The 18103-nt window shown below is 72.3% G+C and carries 17 protein-coding genes; 8 read left to right on the top strand and 9 right to left on the bottom strand.

The annotated features are described in order from the left end of the window. Window positions 1-32 precede the first annotated feature (32 nt). Window positions 33-419 carry a class I SAM-dependent methyltransferase gene (locus tag EJ357_RS11550; protein ID WP_175647367.1) on the bottom strand — a complete coding sequence of 129 codons (387 nt, stop codon included), beginning with the start codon at window positions 417-419 and terminating at the stop codon, window positions 33-35. A gap of 58 nt (window positions 420-477) precedes the next feature. Beyond that, window positions 478-1434 carry an endonuclease/exonuclease/phosphatase family protein gene (locus tag EJ357_RS11545; RefSeq protein WP_126391226.1) on the bottom strand — a complete coding sequence of 319 codons (957 nt, stop codon included), beginning with the start codon at window positions 1432-1434 and terminating at the stop codon, window positions 478-480. Window positions 1435-1562: 128 nt separating this feature from the next. Here EJ357_RS11545 and EJ357_RS11540 point away from each other — a divergent pair, with 128 nt between their 5' ends. The 4 genes from EJ357_RS11540 to EJ357_RS11525 all read left to right on the top strand — a co-directional run bounded on the left by EJ357_RS11540 (window position 1563) and on the right by EJ357_RS11525 (window position 5336). Continuing rightward, complete coding sequence (locus EJ357_RS11540; protein WP_126391224.1) at window positions 1563-2909, top strand: amidohydrolase; 1347 nt, start codon at window positions 1563-1565, stop codon at window positions 2907-2909. 10 nt (window positions 2910-2919) lie between these two features. Continuing rightward, window positions 2920-4104 (top strand): cytochrome P450 family protein, encoded by a 1185-nt coding sequence (locus EJ357_RS11535; protein WP_126391222.1) that lies wholly within the window; start codon window positions 2920-2922, stop codon window positions 4102-4104. A gap of 152 nt (window positions 4105-4256) precedes the next feature. After that, entirely contained in the window at window positions 4257-4946 is a 690-nt protein-coding gene (locus EJ357_RS11530) for a DUF899 domain-containing protein (RefSeq protein ID WP_126391219.1), read from the top strand. A 204-nt stretch (window positions 4947-5150) separates the two neighbouring features. After that, window positions 5151-5336, top strand: coding sequence for a hypothetical protein (locus EJ357_RS11525; protein WP_175647366.1), 186 nt, complete (start codon window positions 5151-5153; stop codon window positions 5334-5336). A gap of 54 nt (window positions 5337-5390) precedes the next feature. On the opposite strand, the gene EJ357_RS11520 is transcribed toward EJ357_RS11525, so the two are convergent. The 3 genes from EJ357_RS11520 to EJ357_RS11510 all read right to left on the bottom strand — a co-directional run bounded on the left by EJ357_RS11520 (window position 5391) and on the right by EJ357_RS11510 (window position 8805). Beyond that, window positions 5391-7253 carry an ABC transporter ATP-binding protein gene (locus tag EJ357_RS11520; protein ID WP_228473162.1) on the bottom strand — a complete coding sequence of 621 codons (1863 nt, stop codon included), beginning with the start codon at window positions 7251-7253 and terminating at the stop codon, window positions 5391-5393. Window positions 7254-7705: 452 nt separating this feature from the next. Next, entirely contained in the window at window positions 7706-8143 is a 438-nt protein-coding gene (locus tag EJ357_RS11515; protein ID WP_126391216.1) for a hypothetical protein, read from the bottom strand. Beyond that, the gene (locus EJ357_RS11510) at window positions 8134-8805 is read right to left on the bottom strand and encodes an ATP-binding protein (RefSeq protein ID WP_126391214.1); all 672 of its coding nucleotides are present in this window, start codon (window positions 8803-8805) and stop codon (window positions 8134-8136) included. Before EJ357_RS11510 ends, EJ357_RS11515 begins: the two co-directional genes overlap by 10 nt. A gap of 325 nt (window positions 8806-9130) precedes the next feature. Between EJ357_RS11510 and EJ357_RS11505 the strand changes: the two genes are divergently transcribed. The 3 genes from EJ357_RS11505 (at window position 9131) to EJ357_RS11495 (ending at window position 11145) form a co-directional block, all read left to right on the top strand. Beyond that, a complete protein-coding gene (locus EJ357_RS11505) occupies window positions 9131-9991 on the top strand; it encodes a helix-turn-helix domain-containing protein (RefSeq protein ID WP_126391212.1) in 861 nt (286 codons plus the stop codon). Then, entirely contained in the window at window positions 9992-10246 is a 255-nt protein-coding gene (locus tag EJ357_RS11500) for a DUF397 domain-containing protein (RefSeq protein WP_019757219.1), read from the top strand. Between the two features lie 80 nt (window positions 10247-10326). Then, window positions 10327-11145, top strand: a complete 819-nt coding sequence (locus EJ357_RS11495; protein WP_175647365.1) for an SAM-dependent methyltransferase — start codon at window positions 10327-10329, stop codon at window positions 11143-11145. 59 nt (window positions 11146-11204) lie between these two features. Here EJ357_RS11495 and EJ357_RS11490 read toward each other — a convergent pair whose 3' ends face one another. The 4 genes from EJ357_RS11490 to pdxR all read right to left on the bottom strand — a co-directional run bounded on the left by EJ357_RS11490 (window position 11205) and on the right by pdxR (window position 17483). Next, a complete protein-coding gene (locus EJ357_RS11490; RefSeq protein WP_126391208.1) occupies window positions 11205-11909 on the bottom strand; it encodes a protein-tyrosine phosphatase family protein in 705 nt (234 codons plus the stop codon). 180 nt (window positions 11910-12089) lie between these two features. Next, window positions 12090-13007, bottom strand: coding sequence for a hypothetical protein (locus tag EJ357_RS11485; RefSeq protein WP_126391206.1), 918 nt, complete (start codon window positions 13005-13007; stop codon window positions 12090-12092). Further along, a complete protein-coding gene (locus tag EJ357_RS50215; protein ID WP_267132846.1) occupies window positions 13004-15688 on the bottom strand; it encodes a PEP/pyruvate-binding domain-containing protein in 2685 nt (894 codons plus the stop codon). Before EJ357_RS50215 ends, EJ357_RS11485 begins: the two co-directional genes overlap by 4 nt. A 274-nt stretch (window positions 15689-15962) precedes the next feature. Next, on the bottom strand, window positions 15963-17483 hold the full coding sequence (gene pdxR / locus EJ357_RS11470; protein WP_126391204.1) for a MocR-like pyridoxine biosynthesis transcription factor PdxR: 1521 nt from the start codon (window positions 17481-17483) through the stop codon (window positions 15963-15965). A gap of 47 nt (window positions 17484-17530) precedes the next feature. Between pdxR and EJ357_RS11465 the strand changes: the two genes are divergently transcribed. Next, window positions 17531-18088, top strand: coding sequence for a carboxymuconolactone decarboxylase family protein (locus EJ357_RS11465; RefSeq protein ID WP_228473027.1), 558 nt, complete (start codon window positions 17531-17533; stop codon window positions 18086-18088). The last annotated feature ends 15 nt before the right edge of the window (window positions 18089-18103 follow it).

Below are 18103 nucleotides of genomic sequence, written 5' to 3'. Positions count from 1 at the left end.
CCCGCCCGCGGTCGTTCCCGTCCGCACCTCCGTCACGAACCCGTGCGAGGCCGCCGCAGCGCAGCCGTCTCCCTGTCGAGGGACCCAGGGGACCCGGGGGACCCTGGGGAGCGCATCCAGAAGAGGTTCACATTGACGGCGAGGGTCCCCTCGAAGGACGCGTCCGGGAATTCGGCCTCCTCCAGTGCGGCGACCCGGATCACGGCCCGGCCCGCCGCCACGCTCTCCGCGTTACGGCGCCGGGCCGCCTCCACCGCCGTATCCGAACGGTCGATCGCCGTCACCGTGCCCGAGGCCGGCCGCTCGCAGAGCAGGGCGACCGCGACTCCCCGGCCGCAGCCGATCTCCAGCACCCGGTCACCGGGCGCGGGGTCGAGGTTGCGCACCGCCCACGTCAGCCGCTCCGGCACCGAGCTCACGGCACCCCGTCCTCTCAGTCCTCTCAGCCCTGTCAGGACTCGCAGTCTCTCGGCCCTTTCAGCCCCCGACCCGTACCCAGACCGGCGCGTGATCCGACCCCGCCGCGCCCCGCCGCTCCTGCGGATCCGCCCCCACCGACGGCAGCTGCGGCGGACCGGCCGCCCCCGGCACTCCCGTCCCCGCCGCCGTCACCCGGTGGACCAGGCGGTGGCTGCACAGGACATGGTCGATCAGCTCGGGGCGCCCGGAGTTCACCCGCGAGAACCGCCGCTCGACGGGGATCAGCGGCGCCACGTTCCACAGCCGGCCCAAGTCGCCCTTGTCGTCCGTCCTGAAACCGGGCGTGCCGATCTCGGAGCCCGGCGGGCCCAGCAGGATCTGGGTTGTCGCCGCCTGGACCTCGTCGTTCAGGTCGCCGACGACGGCCACGGCACGCTCACGTCCGTCACCGGCCAGCAGCACATCGACCAGCGCGCGCAGCGCCGTCGCCTCGGCCGCCCGCCGGTAGAGGGCGTACGCGCCGTAGCGGGCCCGTTCGCCCTCGTCGCGGGGGAGGAAGCGGTCGTTCGGATACGTCAGCAGCTTCGACTTCAGATGGGCCACCGCCATCCGTAGCGGTCCGGCCCCCGTCTCCGTCTCCACCGCCAGGAACCCCCGGCCCGCCCGCGACGCCGTGCCACCCTCGTCGTCCGCCTGCACCGGGACCAGCTTCGCCGGGAACGCCGGCGTGTCGTGCAGCACCCGCAGCTCCGTACGGCTGAGGACGCCGACCCGGATGCCCCGGCCGTCCGGATGCTCGGAGAGCGCGACGTGCCAGTCGCCGCCCAGCATCCCGACCAGGTCCCGCAACGCCTCCGGCTCCCCGACCTCCTGCACGCCCAGCAGCGCCGGGTCGAGCTCGGTCACGACCGCGGCCAGCGCCGCGAGCTTCGTCTCGTACGCGGCCTTGTCCCTGGGGCCGAACTCGCCGCCGGGCCGGTAGAGGTTCTCCAGGTTCCAGGTGCCGAGGAGCATGCCGGGCCCCTTTCCGCGAGCCGTGGTGGTGAGGCCAGCGTGCTCGGCCCGCCCGCCTCGCGACAGAGCGGTGACGGGATGCGCGGTTCGGCTCACGCGGGGCGACGACACCGTCGTACGTTGGCGTGATGAGTGACTCTCCCGCCGATCTCATCATCACCGGATGCACCGTCCTCGTGCATGACGATCAAGAGCGCATCGGGTTCGAGGAGAACGCGACGATCGTCGTACGAGACGGAGTCATCGAGTCCGTCATCACCGGAGCGGAGGAGGCCGAGGCCCGGCAACGCGTCGACGCCCGCGGGCAGGTGGCCCTCCCGGGGCTCGTCAACTGCCACACCCACGCCCCCATGGTCGCCCTGCGCGGCGTCGCCGAGGACCTGCCCACCGAGGAGTGGTTCAACGACGTCGTCTGGCCGATCGAGTCCAACCTCACCGAGAAGGACGTCGAGTTGGGTGCCCGGCTCGCCTGCGCCGAGATGATCCGCGGCGGCGTGACCTGCTTCGCCGACCACTACTTCTCGATGGACGCGGTCGCCGCCGTCGTGGCGGAATGCGGGATCCGGGCCCACCTCGGGGAGGCCTACTTCTCCTCCCAGGGCCCGCAAGGCCGGGAGAAGTCACTGGAGTTCGCGCTCCGCCGGCGCGGCGCCGCCGACGGCCGTATCACCACCACCCTCGCCCCGCACGCCCCCTACACCGTCGACGACGCCGACCTCGCGGCCACCGCCGAACTCGCCCGCGAGCACGGCCTCCCCGTACACCTCCACGCCGCCGAGAACCGCGACCAGGCCGAGACCAGTCTCGCCCGCCACGGCGTCACCCCCATCGAGGTCCTGCGGCGCACCGGAATCCTCGACACCGACGTCCTCATCGCGCACGGCACGGGCATCCTCGACCGTGACCTGCCCGTGCTCCGCGACGCCACCGGCCGCGTCGCCGTCGCCACCGCCCCGCGCGGATACCTCAAGTTCGCCTGGCCCACCACCACACCCGTACGCGCCCTGCACGACCTCGGCATCCCCGTCGGCCTCGCCACGGACGGCGCCGCCTCCAACAACTCCCTCGACGTATGGGAGTCGATGGCCCTCACCGCCCTCATCCAGAAGTCGACCACCGGCGACCCCCGTTGGCTGACGTCCCGTCAGGCCCTGCACCACGCCACGCTGCAGAGTGCCCGGGCGGTCGGACTGGGGGAGACGGTCGGCAGCATCGCCCCCGGGCGCCGCGCCGACATCATCCTGGTCGACCTCACCGGCCCGCACACCCAGCCCGTCCACGACCTCGCCGCCACCCTCGTGCACAGCGCCCGCTCCTCCGACGTCCGCACGACGATCGTCGACGGGCGGATCCTGATGCGCGACCGCGAGCTGTTGACGATCGATGTACCCGCCGTGGTGAGGGAGTTGGGGGAGCGGACGCCCGCGCTCCTGGACCGCGGCCACGGCAGGCGCATCCAGGAGTACGACACATAGTCTGAGGTTCATGGATCTCGCCGACGGCCTCATCGACCACCCGTACGACGTCTACCGACGCCTCCGGGAGGCCGCCCCCGTGCACCGGATCGCCGGCCCCGACGGCAGCCCCGCCTGGCTCGTCACCCGCTACGACGACGTACGCGAGGCCCTCGCGGACCCGCGGCTGTCCCTGGACAAACGGCATGCGGCGCCCGGCACCTACCGCGGCCTCGCCCTCCCCGCGGCCCTCGACGCCAACCTCCTCAACATGGACCCGCCCGACCACACCCGCATCCGCCGCCTGGTCGGCCGGGCGTTCACCCCGTCCCGTGTCGCCCAACTCCGTACGCCCGTACGACGCACCGCCGACCGTCTCCTCGACGCCCTCGGCCCGCACGGCACCACCGACCTGATCGCCTCCTACGCCGCGCCCCTGCCCATCGCCGTCATCTGCGACCTCCTCGGCGTCCCGGACGAGCACCGGCGGGACTTCCGGGACTGGACCGACGCTCTCGTCGCCCCCGACCCGGCGCGACCGCAGGCCGCCAAGGAGGCGGTGGTGGCGATGCTCGGGTTCTTCACCCGGCTTCTCGCGGACAAGCGCCGGGAACGCGCCGACGACCTGCTCTGCGACCTCATCGCCGTCCGCGACACCGACGGCGACCGGCTCGGCGAGGACGAGCTGATGTCCCTCGCCTTCCTCATCCTCTTCGCCGGATACGAGAACACCGTGCAGCTCATCGGCAACGCCGTCCTCGCGCTGCTCAGTCATCCGGAGCAGCTCGCGGCCCTGCGCGAGGACCGGTCCCGAATCCCGCGAGCCGTCGAGGAGTTCGCCCGCCACGACGGCCCGGCCCTGCTCGCCATCCGCCGCTTCCCGACCGAGGACATCACCATCGGCGGTGTCACCGTCCCGGCCGGCGACACCGTCCTGCTCTCCCTCTCCGCCGCCAACCGCGACCCGGCCCGCTTCCCCGACCCCGACCGCCTCGACGTCGCCCGCGACGCCTCCGGGCACCTCGCCCTCGGCCACGGCATCCACTACTGCCTCGGCGCACCGCTGGCCCGCGCCGAGACGGAGATCGCCCTCGACGCGCTGCTGGAACGGTTCCCCGAACTCGCCCTGGCCGAGGGCGACCTGCGGTGGCGTCGCTCGCTACGCGCGCGTGGCCTGCTCGCGCTGCCGGTGACGTACTCCGAGAAATCCTCCTGAGGTCTGACGTACCAGAAATCCTCCCGAGGTCTCCGGAAGAACCTCCTGAAGTTCTCCGGCAGAAAATCTCCCAAGTTCTCCGGTGCGGCGATGAGTTCCGCCCCTCCCGCCGGTCACCACCTGGAACGGACCGCTGCACAGGAGGGGCGCCCATGTCGCTTCCGGAGATCGTCTCGCGCGAGCAGTGGCGTGCGGCGCGCGAGGAACTGCTGGTCAAGGAGAAGGCGGCCACGCGCGCGCGTGACGCGCTCAACGCCGAGCGGCGCGGGCTGCCGATGGTCGAGGTCGAGGACGAGTACGTCTTCGAGGGCGGCGACGGCAAGGCCACGCTGCCCGACCTCTTCGAGGGGCGGCACCAACTCGTCGTCCACCACTTCATGTTCGCCCCCGAGTGGGACGCGGGCTGCCGCAGCTGCTCGGGGTTCCTGGACCAGATCGGGCATCTGGCGCACCTCAAGGCGCGCGGCACGACGCTCGTCGCCGTCTCCCGGGCGCCGTACCCGAAGATCCTGCCGTTCAAGGCGCGCATGGGCTGGACGGTGCCCTGGTACTCGTCCTACGGCAGCGACTTCAACCGCGACTTCGAGGTGACCCTGGAGCACGAGGGCGAGCTGGTGGAGCGGCCCGGCGTCAGCTGTTTCCTGCGGGACGGGGACCGTGTCTTCCACACCTACTCGACGTACGAGCGCGGCCTCGACGGGCTGGGCTCGACCACCGGCTTCCTGGACCTCACCGCCCTGGGCCGGCAGGAGGAGTGGGAGGAGCCCAAGGGGCGCGCCTCGGCTCTTGGGGCATCTGCGGGCAGTGAGCGCATCCGGTACCACGACGAGTACGAGGACTGATGGGGACTTGAGGGGACTGAAGGGGACTGAAGCGGAGCGTGGTGGCGGATGACCGGAGTGTGAGGGGTCGCTCCGGAAGGTGAGCGTGCGCTCACACATCGCGGTGAACGAGTGTCAACTACGTCTCAGTCCCGTCACCGGGCGAGGCGTTTCGCCTCCGGCAGGCGTTAACTCCTACAAGTACGACGCTTATCGGAGGTCAGGATGGTGAACGGGCGAACAGTGCTCGAACGCTTTCCCGCGGGCGGGCCGCGAGGATCATGGCCGGCGGAGGAGTTCGCGCACGCGCGGCGCATGGAGGGTCTGCCCGCGGAGGTCGTCATGGACCTCGCGACGGACGCGTTCCTGGTGATCGTCCGCGGCGAGGCGGCGGCCGACGCCGCCGCGTGAGCCGCGCCCCGCTGCCGCGGGCCGGTACGGCCTCTCGCCGGGCCCTCGTGCTGATCAGCCCGCCTTGGGAGCGGGTACCGGCGCCGTGAACTGCTCCGCCTGGAGCGAGTACAGCTCCGCGTAGACGCCGCCGGTGGCCAGCAGCTCGTCCGGTGTCCCGGACTCCACGAGCCTGCCCTGGTCGAGCACGTGCACCAGATCGGCGTGGCGTACCGACGCCAGCCGGTGGGTGATGAGGACGACCGTCTGGCCGGCGGAGGCCAGGGCGCGGATCTTCTCGAAGACCTCCAGCTCGGCCCGTGCGTCCAGGGCCGCCGTCGGCTCGTCCACGATCAGGATGCGGCCGCGCCGGTACGCGGCCCGCGCGATCCCGAGCCGCTGCCACTGCCCGCCGGACAGCTCGTGCCCACCGCTGAAGTGGCGGGCCAGCAGGGTGTCCAGGCCGCGCGGCAGATCGGCCACCACGTCCCCGGCCCCGGCCTCGGCGAGCGAGGCGGCCAGGCGCTCTTCGGTGAGCGGCGCGGAGGAACGCCCCACGGCGACATTCACCCTGGCCGTGAACGGCCAGCGCTTGAAGTCCTGGGCCACCATCGCGATGCGCTCGGCGAGCAGGCGCCGGTCGGCGGTCGCCGCGTCGACGCCGTCCCACAGGATGCGGCCCCGGTCCGGGGTGTACAGGCCCGCCAGCAGCTTGACCAGGGTGGTCTTGCCGGAGCCGTTCTCGCCGACCAGGGCGATGATCCGGCCGAGGGGGAGGGTGAGCGTGACGTCGTCGAGGGCGGGCCGGGCGGATTCACCGGGGTAGCTGAAGCCGACGTTCTCGAACCGGATCTCCTGCGGATCCTCGGGCAGGGGCACTCCACCGACCGGGATCGCCCGCTCGGCCGCCTCGACGTACAGCCGCTGCAGATCGCCCACGAAGAGGGCCTCCTCGTGGAGCGCGTTGACCTCCAGGACGAGGCTGTCGAGGCTCGACGAGCCGGTGCGGATGGCGATGACGGCCGTACCCGCCACGGAGAGCGCCATCGCCCCGGCGAGCAGCAGTCCGCCCAGCGTGGCGTACGTCGCGACGGTCGCCAGCCCCGTCCACGCCGCGGCGATGAGCCCCGTACGCGCCGCCAGCCGCGCCAGCCGGGCCTGCTCCGCTTCCGCCGTCTCGGACATCGCCCGGTAGTGGCGCAGCAGGAAGGGCCCCACGCCGTGGACCCGGATCTCGGGTGCCGCGGCGGGCTCGGTCAGCAGCCCGCTGATCAGATGGCCGGCACGGGAGTGCTGCACCCAGGTGTGGAACGACTCGTAGCGGCGCCGGGCGTTGGTCAGGGCGCTCCAGGCGCTGGGCAGGGTCATGGTGGCGAGGAGAGGGAGCAGGGCAGGGTGCAGCACGGCGAGCACGCCCGCCGCGGCGATCAGCGAGATGGCCGCGTTCACGACCCGCGTGCTGTACGAGATCATGCGGCGGGCGGACGAGGCGCCGTACTGCGCGGTGTCCAGCAGCTTGTGAAAGGCGTGGTCCTCGATCGCGGCCAGCTCCACGGCGGCGGCCCGCTCCAGGTACAGCTCGGTCGCCACGCGCTCCACCTTGGGTTCGAGGCGGCCCGTGGCGTACGTCGACGCAGCCCGCAGCAGCGTGGAGACGACCATGACGACGGCCATGGCGACGAACGCCGGAACGGCACCCCGTAACCGCTCCTCCAGCGCCCCGCCCCCGATGAGCCGCCCCAGCACACTGTTGACCGCGAGCAGCCCGACCGCCTGCGCCAGCCCTCGCCCCACCTCGGCCACCAGCACGGTCCGCGCCGCCCGACGATCGGCCTGCCACGCGAGCCGGAAGCTGGACCCCAACAGCGACGGCAACCGCGTCACCATGGCCCGGAAGGTCAGCTCCATAAAGGCGTCCCGATGCTGATTCCACCCCATGTCGTACCGCAGAGGCCCCCCGAACAACAGCCGCTCCGACTCGGAGACCCCGCCCTCAGCCCCGACGCTCTTCTTCCCCACAGCCCAGCCTCCCCGACCGTCGCTCGTGACGGAGGGCCACTATGGCGGGGTGGGCGGGTTGGAGGGAGGGCGTAAGTGGGGGTGGGGCGTGCGCGCGGGCGTACGCCCGGGACTATCAGCCCGTCCGGCGTCCGAGGACGAGGGTCACGCCGTCCCTAGCCCCCACCCACCCGTAGGGGGCGTGATTTGAAGGAGGGTGACTTCTTGGCGCCGGTCCCGGCTTTCAGCCCGTCCGGCGTTTGAGGACGAGGCCCGTTCAGGGCCGAAGCGGGGGTCTGGGGGCGGCAGCCCCCAGAAAGCAACCGGGGTCGAAGGGGCGGAGCCCCTGGAGGACGGGACGGGTAGGGGCGGCGGGGGCGAGAAAACGACCCTCACGCACTCAGCTGCCGAGACCAGACCGGCGTAGTCCCCGTCACCCGGCACAACGCCAGATACAGCGGAATCGGCGGCGTATACGGCACCCTCCCGTCCGGCCGATGGATCAGCCGAGGCGTGTCCAGCACAACCGCGCCCGTCATGTACCGCACACCCGCCGGCCACTCCAACGCATAGTCCGAGTCCGACGGCACGATCCACCACCAGTGCGTCTCATCGGCGTACACACACCCCACCCGCGGCAACCGAGGCAGCACGAGCGGCCCGAAGCGGGCGGGCACCGCGACCGCGTCCCACCCCAGAGGAGCCGTCATCCCGTCAGGAACCGGCAGCCGCGCAGGGCCGTCGGCAGCGGCGGGCAGGCCACGACGGAGCCGCACCAGCGTGTCCAGGCTCACCACCTGACCCCCGCCGGACGCACCGCTCACAGCCATCCGGACCCCGTCCCCCAGCCGTACCGCGCCTGCGCCTCGTCCTCGTCACCGGACCCGTCGGACGGCCCGGGCTTGGGGCGGGACCCCCAGCCGAGGTCGCCGCGGGGTTGGGCGCCACCGCGAGAGGTGTCCCGGAGCGAGGTGTCCCCGGGCGAGGCGCCCCCGCAGGAGGCGTTCCCACGCGGCAGGTCCACCCAGACAACAAGCCCTGCCCCCTGCTCATGGGCTCCCCACGCATGGCAGAGGGCGTCGACGAGGAGCAGTCCCCTCCCGTGCTCCTCCTCGGGCCGCGCCGCCAACGGGTGCGGCTCACCCGGCGCGCAGCCCTCGTCGCGCACGGCTATTCGCACCAGTTCGGCACCGTCGTTGAGCTCACAGACGATGTGCTCACTGGCGGTGTGCACGATCGCGTTGGTGACCAGCTCGGAGACGACCAGAGCCGCCGTGTCGCAGGTGTCCTCGCACACCGACCAGCCGTTCAGCCGCGCCCTGGTCAGGCGTCTGGCCTGCGCGGGAGAACCCGGATGCGCGGCCAGTTCGAAGCGGAACCGGCGCTCGGCGGCGGCGCCCCGCTGGGGCCCGACCGCCGGGGCGGTACCGAGGTCGTGGGGGACTTCGGCGGCGTCTGTTCCTAAGGGCGGGGACGGAATCACGCTTGCCACTATCGCCCCGCCGTGAACACTTGGCAAGTGTCACTCTGAAAAATGCAGAGTGCTGTGTGACTCTCTGGAAGGCCGTGGCACACTGCTCGCAACAGCACGTCGAACGGCGCCAGTTGGGATCGCCGAAGATCCACCGAGATCTTCGAAAAGGTCTTCGAATGGCGCCGTCCGCCTGTCAGGATTGAGCCGATCTGCCGGTAATGGGCAGGGATGAGCAGTAACGGGCAGTAGCGAGCGGCAACAACAGGACCAACAGGAACAGCAGGAACAGCAGGAACAGGCAGAACCAAGCCGGTCGGGTCGGGATTCATCGTGGAGGTGGGGCGTGAGCGAGCCGCGATCCGCGCCGACGGTCGGTCAGGTCGTCCTCGGTCGGCGCCTGCTGGACCTGAGGGAACGCGCCGGACTCAAGCGCGAGGAGGCCGCCCGCATCCTCCGCGTCGCCCCCGCCACGGTCCGCCGTATGGAGATGGCCGAGGTCACGCTCAAGATCCCGTACCTCCAAATGCTCCTGAAGGCCTACGGCATCGCCGACGACGAGGCCGACGCCTTCGTGCAACTGGCCGAGGAGGCCAACAAGCCCGGATGGTGGCAGCGGTTCCACGACATCCTGCCCGGCTGGTTCTCGATGTACGTCAGCCTGGAGGGCGCCGCCGGCCTCATCCGGTCGTACGAACCCCACTTCGTGCCCGGCCTGTTGCAGACCGAGGACTACGCGCGCGGAGTGCTGAGGTCGGGCGCCATCGGCCAGACCAGCCCCGACGACATCGAGCGTCATGTCGCCCTGCGCATGCAGCGCCAGCGACTACTCACCCGTGAGGACGCGCCCCGGCTGTGGGTCGTGATGGACGAGACCGTGCTGCGCCGCCCGGTCGGCGGCCCGGAGGTGATGCGTGCCCAGATCGACAGGCTGCTCGAGGCCACGAAGATGCCCAACGTGACGCTGCAGGTGGCCCCGTTCGCGAACGGGCCGCACCCCGGCACGTACGGGCCCTTCGTGCTGTTCCGATTCGCCATGCCCGAACTGCCGGACATGGTCTACAGCGAGTACCTGACCGGCGCCGTCTACCTCGACGCGCGTACCGAGGTGGCGGCCCACCTCGAGGTCATGGACCGCATGGCGGCGCAGGCCGCTACGGCACATCGCACGAAGGAGATCCTGCGGGATCTCCGCAAGGAGCTGTGAATGGATCGCATCAAGCCGCGCATACGCGTCTACAACGGCATGCCCGCGCGGGACTTGGGCAGCGAAGGCTGGCACAAGCCGTGGAGCGGGGGGAACGGAGGAAACTGCCTGGAGGCGATGAAGCTCGCCGACGGCCGGATCGCCGTCCGTCAGTCCACCGACCCGGACGGGCCGGCGCTGATCTACACCACGGACGAGATGACCGCGTTCATCGAGGGCGCCAAGGCGGGGGAGGCGGACTTCCTGCTGTCCTGACCTTGTTGATCAGTCGCTGCCCTTGTTTTTCAATTCCCTTATTTTGGTGCTGAGTTGAACACCTTCTACCGCAGACCCTTATGGAGTTCGTCATGACCGGGCGGAACCGTTCCGTGGAGATCGACACCACTAAGCCGCACCCCGCGCGGATGTACGACTGGTATCTCGGCGGCAAGGACAACTACCCGGTCGACGAGGCCATGGGGCAGCAGATGCTCGCCCTCGACCCGCGCGTCCCGGTGATGGCGCGGGTCAACCGGGCCTTCATGCACCGTGCCACCGGCTGGCTCGCCCAGCAGGGCGTACGGCAGTTCCTGGACATCGGCACCGGCATCCCGACCGAGCCGAACCTCCATCAGGTCGCCCAGCGGATCGCGCCGGACGCGCGCGTGGTCTACTGCGACAACGACCCCATCGTGCTCGCGCACGCGGCGGCCCTGCTGCGCGGCACCGACGAGGGGGTCACGGAGTATCTGCAGGCCGACGTCCGCGACCCCGACGCCATCATCGAAGGCGCCAAGCAGGTCCTGGACTTCGGCCGGCCGGTGGCCCTCTCCCTCGTCGCGCTGCTGCACTTCGTCTCCGACGAGGACGGCGCGCACGAACTGGTCCGCCGGCTGCTGTCGGAACTCCCCTCCGGCAGCTACCTGGTGATGAGCCACGCGAGCGCCGACTTCACTCCGGAGGAGTCCAAGGCGGCGACCGAGAAGCTCAAGGCGGCCGGCGTCACGCTGGCCCTGCGTTCCCGCGAGGAGTTCAGCCGCTTCTTCGACGGTCTCGAACTCGTCGAGCCCGGCGTGGCAGTGCCCCACCACTGGCACCCCGAGCTGGGGGAACCGGTACCCGGGCAGGACGACGGGGTCATTCCCGGGTACGGGGCGGTGGGGCGCAAGCCGTAGCCGTACGGCGTCGGTGTCAACGGCCTCGCACGTGCCTTACAGGTACGTCATCAGGTGCCTTACAGGTACGACATCATGCGCCGCGGAGCGTCCACCAGGCGGCTGAGGAGGACCACCGGCAGCGGGGGCTGCTCCGCCTTGGCCGGGCTGAGGTTCAGCCCGTAGTAGATCTGCTCGATCGACGGCGGTCCGACCGCGAGGTTGCGCCGGACCGCCTGCGACGGCGACTCCTCACCGGTCTCCACGAGGTACGCCGCGACCATCGCGCCCGTACGGCCGACACCCGCGCCACAGTGCACGAAAACCGGGCCGGACGCCGAGGCGACGGTGTCGAGGAAGCGCTGCACCTGGTTGGGCGACGGCGTCTGACCGTCGCGGATCGGCAGGCGTACGGCCTTCAGCCCGGCCTCGCCCGGCTCGGCGAGCTCGGTCGCGCTCATGCGCTCGGCGCGCAGGTCGACGACGGTGGTGATGCCCATGCTCGCCAGTGCCCGGTAACCGGCGGGGGAGGGCGCGGAGCCGCGCCACAGCCGGCCGTCGGTGTCCACGGGCTGGAAGTGGTTCACGCCCTGGATGGCGTGGGTGCCGACGGGTGCCGGGGTCCCCTCGCGGGCCAGGTACGACAGGCCGAGAATGCTGCCCGCGCCGGCTGCCCACAGGACGAGATAGCCGATGAGGAGCCCGATGAGGAGCCGCATGGCGCGCCGGGACAGCGGGCGCTTGCGGAGGGCAGGGCGGGGCAGGGTAGCGGTGAGAACAGCCATGGGCGACCCGGGGGACTAGGGGACGAGGGCGCGAATGGCAATGGTAGCCCGGGTCTGTGATCAACTGGGTGTTAAGTCCGTTTTTGTGCAATACATCTCACTTGTCATGTTCGGTCGTAGAGCAGGCGGGGCGCCCGGCAGGCAGGCCATCCGGTCACCGTCATTCGGTCACGGTCACGGTCACTCGTCGCTCGGCTCCGCGTCGCCCACGGCGATCACCGTGAGGTGGGCGCGCTCCAGGGTCGCGTCCTCCAGGCAGCCGCGCAGTCGCATCAGGTCGTGCTCGGTGAGCGCGGGCCGTACGACCCCGGCGAACATGCCGTCCCCCAGGTCGCCCAGGGTGGCGTGGCGCAGCGGTACGGCCGTGGAGTCACGGCAGCTCTCCCAGATCTGCTGCGCGGCCAAGGCCTTCCGGTCCGATGTCAGGTCCGGGCCTCGCAGATCGACCTGGACGACGACCGAGGTCGCCTCGTTCTCGTTGGACCCCTCGGCCCTGGTCTGGGTGAGGTCGGCGAGCCCCACGATCAGCGCGGCGAGCAGCGCGGCGGCAAGAATGCCGACGGTGGTCACGCGTGCGGTACGGCCCCGGGAGGACCCGGAGCCCGGCGGCGGCAGGTCGTCCAGGTCGCCGGGTGCCCCAGGATCCGGTGCGGCGAGGACCGCCAGCCGTCCGGCCAGGCGTCGCTCGGCGGGTCTGGCCGTGGCCGCCGCGACCTTCTGCACCACCCAGGCGAGCCCGGACAGCACCACGCCGGCGACCATGAGGACCGGCACGAAGACGTACGTCCGGTCCGCCGGGTCGTCCAGCCACCGGAACCGCTTCTCCTCGCTCGCCGCGGCCGGCTCCCGCAGCCGCGCCAGTACGTCCTCCTGGCGGGCGTCCAGCTCGCGCTGCCGCCGGTCGGTGTCGCGCAGCCGCTCCTCGATCCGGTTCAGCCGCCCCAGCGTCACCAGGCCGAACAGCATCACCTCGACCACCAGCAGCAACACCCCGCAGATCATCGCCCGCTGCCACTGCCAGCGGTACAGGTAGACGATGAGATAGGTGCCCGCGCCGGCGGCGGCCAGCGCTCCGAAGACGTACGCGATCCTTCTCATGGCGCGTCCCCCTGTCGTACGTCACCTGCCGTCCCGTCGACGGTGAGCCGGGAGCCGGGCGGGAAACGGCGTACGGCGTCGGTGGCGCCGACGACCGCGGGGATCCCGAACTCCCGTGCCAGGACGGCCAGATGGGACAACGGGCTGCCGGTCTGGGCGACCAGGCCGGCGAGGTCCGGCAGCAGCGGGGCGAGCGCGGGGTCCAGGGTGCGCACGACCAGTACGGCGTCCGTCGGCCTGGTGCCCGTCCCGTCCCACACGGTCCCGACGCCCCGCCCGGCGGACACGCCCCGCACGCCGTCGCCCCGGCCGGCGGTGCGCTCGGTGACGACGACCTGACCGTCCGCGAGCCGGAAGGCGTCCGGCAGTGGCGGCGACTCGGCCTGCGGCACGCGCGCGTGCAGGTCGCCGGGCAGGGCCTCGCCGGCCAGCACGGCGGCCAGCTCCGCCCACCGCAACAGCCCGACGCGCTCCACGCCGATCCCCAGCCGCCGCGCGACGTCCCGCACAAGCCGGACCTGGAGCTCCTGCACCCAGCGGATGCGTAGGCGGAGGGATTCGCGGGTGGGGAGGGGGGTTGTGCGGGCGGGTGGGGTCGGCAGGGGGTGGGGGAGGGTGACGGCTTCAGTGCGGGAAGTGCGGGAAGTGGGGGAAGTGCGGGAAGTGGGGGGAGCGGCCTGAGTGGCCCTCGTGAACGGGGCTGCGTAGGCGGCGAAGGCCGCGCTGGTGGGGGTGGAGGTGCGGGTGGTGCCGGTCGGGGTGGTCGCGGTGCCCGGCGTGGGGCGCCGTGCCGGCTCGAGGGTCGGCAGGCGCGGAGAGGGCGTGCGGCCGCCGTTGCCCGTGGGCGGGGTGTGGAGGGGCGGGGGCGGTGCCGCTTCGGGGCGGGCGGTGCCGTTGGCCCTCCGGACGCGAGTCGGCTCGGGGGCGGGGGTGGCGTCGGCCGGCTGGGCCGCCTGAGGCCGTGGTGCCGGTTGTCCCGGTTCTTGCGCTGCTCGGCCGATCGCTGTGGGGCGGGTCGGGTCGGGCACCGTGGCCGGTGTCGTCGACGGTGCCGCCGTAGCGCCCGGCGGTCGCCCTCGTTCCCGCAGGCTGGGGGCGGTGAGGGCCAGGATCACGGGGTCCGTGGCGACCAGTTGGTCGTCGGGTATGCCCTGGGCGCGGGCCTCGGCAAGGGTGGCGAGTGCCGTGCCTGCCGCTGTGCGGCTCTTGGGCGGTTCGTCGAGGAGGGCGCCCGCGAGGGCCTCCTGGGCGTGCAGGGAGACCAGGGCCCGTCGGGTCCAGCGGAGCTCCGCGGCCAGGGCGGAAGCGGAGAGGCCGCTGGGTGACGGGATCTCGGCGAGGCGGCGGTCGACGTCGGCGACGAGATCGGTCGCCAGCCCGGGCAGGGAGGACACGAGGCGCCCCACCCGCCAGGCCGCGACGAGCCGACGCGCCCCCGGCGCCGGGTTGAGCAACGCGAGCCACCGGTGCCGCGGCGGCACGGCGCCGAGGAGACGCAGGTCGGCGGCGGCGCGTCCGGCGACCGTGGTGACCATGGGCACCGACTTCAGCAGCCGGCGCGGCGCGGTGCCGCCGATGTCGAGCGCGGCCGCGAGCCCCCGGGCCATCGGCGCGACCCACAGGTCCTCCTCCAGCGGCGCCAGCTGCTCCGGCAGCGTCTCCGCCACCGGGCCCGGCCCGAGCAGCCGCGCACCGCGGCCCGGCCGCGCCGCCATCGCCGTGATCGGTCGGCTCTGGAACAGCCACAGCCGACCGTCCGCGTCGAACCCGAACTCCACGTCCTGCGGCCCGTCGAAGACCCGCCGGACCTGCCGCGCGAGCCGCGCCAGGCGGAACAGCTGGGCGCGCGTGAGCAAGGGGCCGCTCTCCGCGGATGCGGGATGTGGATTTTCGGACAGGGCTTTCGAGGGGGTGGCGTGCGGGTTCGCCCAGGACACGCCTTGCGGATCTCTGGAAGGCCTCCTCCGCGGGCCCTCCGAAGACTCCGTGGACGCCGGCCACGGCTCGTCCGAAGACGCGGCGCGGTGATCCCCCGAAGCCTCCGTCCGCACCAGCCGTCCGCGTGCGCTCAGCCAGTAGTCGGTACCGGCCCGCGCCCCGCTGACCAGACTGTCCGGCCCGCCGCGCACCGCGCTGACCAGCAGCCGGTCGGCCCGCCCCTCGACCGGGTCGGCGCCGAACATCACCCCGCCGACCCGCGCCGCGAGCATGGGCTGCACCAGCACCGCCATCGGCGCCGTGGACCCGTCGGCCCGGTGCGCCGAGTCGAGCACGGTCTGTACGGCCGTACGAAAGGCCCGCCAGCCGCGTACGTCGAGCACCGAGGTGAACTGGCCCGCCAGGGAGGATTCCTCGGTGTCCTCGTGTGGCGAGGAGGACCGCACCACGAGCGGGCGGGTGCCGCCGTGGGAGAGCTCGTCCCAGGCGCGCCGCAGGGCGACCAGGTCGCCGCCCGCACGGTGTGGGATCACGAACCCGGGCAGTACGGGCAGTCCGGCGCGGGCCGCGCGGGCGAGGTTCGCGGCCTTGGACCCCGTCAGCCGTGGGAGTGCCGCGCCGGGCCGGTCCAGCGGGACGAGGGCCGGGCCGTACTCCTCGACGGCCTGGCCGGGGGCGACGTCACCGCGGTGCACTTCCCTGTCGCGGGCACCTTCTCCATGACATTCGTCGATCGTCGTCATCGAACACCCTCCAGGACCGACCGCCAACAGGGGGGACGCGCGGGGGTGGCCCTGCGCCTGACGACGGAACGAAGGATGGGGGCGAGCCGCTACCGGCCCGGGTCCGGGTGCGACGACAGCACGCCTCCTGCTCCGATGATCCCACTCCTGTTCGCCTGCATGTAGCCCAGAAGTCACTTTTCGGACAGATGTCGGACAGATGGGAGAACAAATACGAATGCGGCAGTATGCCGGGAGGGGGCGACTGGTTTGGCGCCCGGTCGGCGCCCGGTCCTCACCCGCCGTCCGATCCCCGCTCCTCACCGGGCGGCAGCACCCCGCACAGCGCCTCCAGTGCCGCCCCGTACGCATGCTCCGAGGGGGTGGCGCAGCCGACGACGAGGCCGTCGCGGACCGGCATGTCCGACCCCGTGGCCTCCGGGTGGCGGAACTCGGCGAGGCCGTCCAGGGCGATGCCCTGCCAGGTCGCCGCCTTGACGGTGGACCGCTCGGTGCCGGGCGGCAGCCGCAGCACCGCGTGCAGTCCGGCGGCGACGCCCGTGACGTCGATGTGCGGAGCCTGCTCGGCGAGCGCGGTGACGAGGCGGTCGCGGCGGCTCCGGTAGCGCTGCCGCATGCGCCGTACGTGACGGTCGTACGCCCCGGAGACGATGAAGTCGGCGAGGCTGAGCTGGTCGAGAACGCTCGCCCAGGCCTCGCGCTCGCCCTTGGCCGCGAGCACGGCGTCGACGTACCGCTCCGGCAGCACCATCCATCCGAGCCGCACCGCCGGCGACAGGCTCTTGCTGACCGAGCCGATGAAGATCACCCGCTCGGGATCCAGGCCCTGGACGGCGCCGACGGGCTTGCGGTCGTAACGGAACTCGCCGTCGTAGTCGTCCTCCAGGATCACGCCCCCACGCGCGCGTGCCCAGTCGATCACGGCGGCGCGGCGCTCGGGGTGCAGCGGGCCGCCGGTCGGGAACTGGTGCGCCGGTGTGAGCAGCACGGCCCGCTCGCGCGTCAGCCGGTCGACGCGTGCGCCGTCCTCGTCGAGGGGGAGCGGGACGGTCCGTACGCCCGCGGCGGCGAGGAGTTCCCGGTGGAAGCCGAGCCCGTACGCCTCGACGGCCAGCGGCCCACGCAGCACGCCACGACTCCCGCCCCTGCCCGCGCCACTGTCCTTGCCCGTGCCCGTGCCCGTGCCGCTGCCCGTGTCCTGGGCGAACAGGAGCCGTAGGGCGTGCGCGAACCCGGAGCAGATCACGATGCGGCCCGGTTCGGTGCGTACACCACGCGCGCGTGCCAGATACTCGGTGAGCGCCTCCCGCAGTTCGACGCGTCCGGCGGGATCCCCGGGCCCGAAGACCTCGTTCGGCGCCTGTTGGAGGGCCCGCCGGTAGGAGGCCAGCCAGGCCGCGCGCGGGAACGCCGACACGTCCGGAGTGCCCTGCCGCAGGTCGTGCCGAGGTCCACGCGCGCGTGGAGGTGTCCGGGGTGACCTCGGGGCCACCCGCTCGGCGGGCCGCAGCGGCTCGGCACGCTCGGCCACCCTCGTCCCCGCCCCCTGCCGGGCGGTGAGCCAGCCCTCGGCGACCAGTTCCGCATACGCGTCGGCCACCGTGTTGCGGGCGACCCCGAGGTCGGCGGCGAGCGAACGGTACGGCGGCAGCCGGGTGCCCGGCGCGAGCCGCCCACTGCGCACGGCGTCGCGCAGGGCACGCGTCAACGCGGCCCGCCGCCCGCCCGGTCCGGACAGCTCCAGATGCAGGTCGGCACCGATCCGCTCCGCGGAATTGACCCACGATTTCGCCATGGAAATGCACCCTACAGCCGGTCTTTCCGACCCATAGGTTGAGGGACATGACGACGCACACGATCGACACCACGACCATCGACACCACGACCATCGACACCACGGCCGCAGGCACCCCCGCCTCCGCGGCGTCCATCGCCGCCGCCGAGGCCGCGCGGACCCGCCTGGACTTCGCGAAGGCCGCGCCCAAGGTCTTCCGCGCCATCATCGGCTTCGACGCCGCCGCCCGAGAGGGCCTCGACCCGGCCCTGGTCGAACTGATCCAGATCCGCGCCTCGCACCTCAACCACTGCGCCTACTGCCTCCACATGCACACCAACGACGCCCGCAAGGCCGGCGAGAGCGAGGACCGGCTGCACATGGTCGCCGTCTGGCGCGAGGCCCGTCACTTCTTCACCGAGAAGGAGCAGGCGGCCCTGGCCCTGACGGAGGCGGTGACCCTGGTGTCCGACGGCGGCGTCCCGGACGAGGTCTACGCCCGGGCGGCGGCCCACTTCGACGACGCGGAACTGGCGCACGTCCTCGCCCTGATCATGACGATCAACACGTGGAACAGGGTGGCGTTGGCGACGGGGAAGGTGGCGGGGACGGACGAGCGGCGGTAGGGGGAGGGCAGGGGA

The organism is Streptomyces cyaneochromogenes (assembly GCF_003963535.1).
In the GTDB taxonomy this organism is placed as follows: domain Bacteria; phylum Actinomycetota; class Actinomycetes; order Streptomycetales; family Streptomycetaceae; genus Streptomyces; species Streptomyces shaanxiensis.
This window is presented reverse-complemented; position numbering and strand designations above follow the sequence as displayed.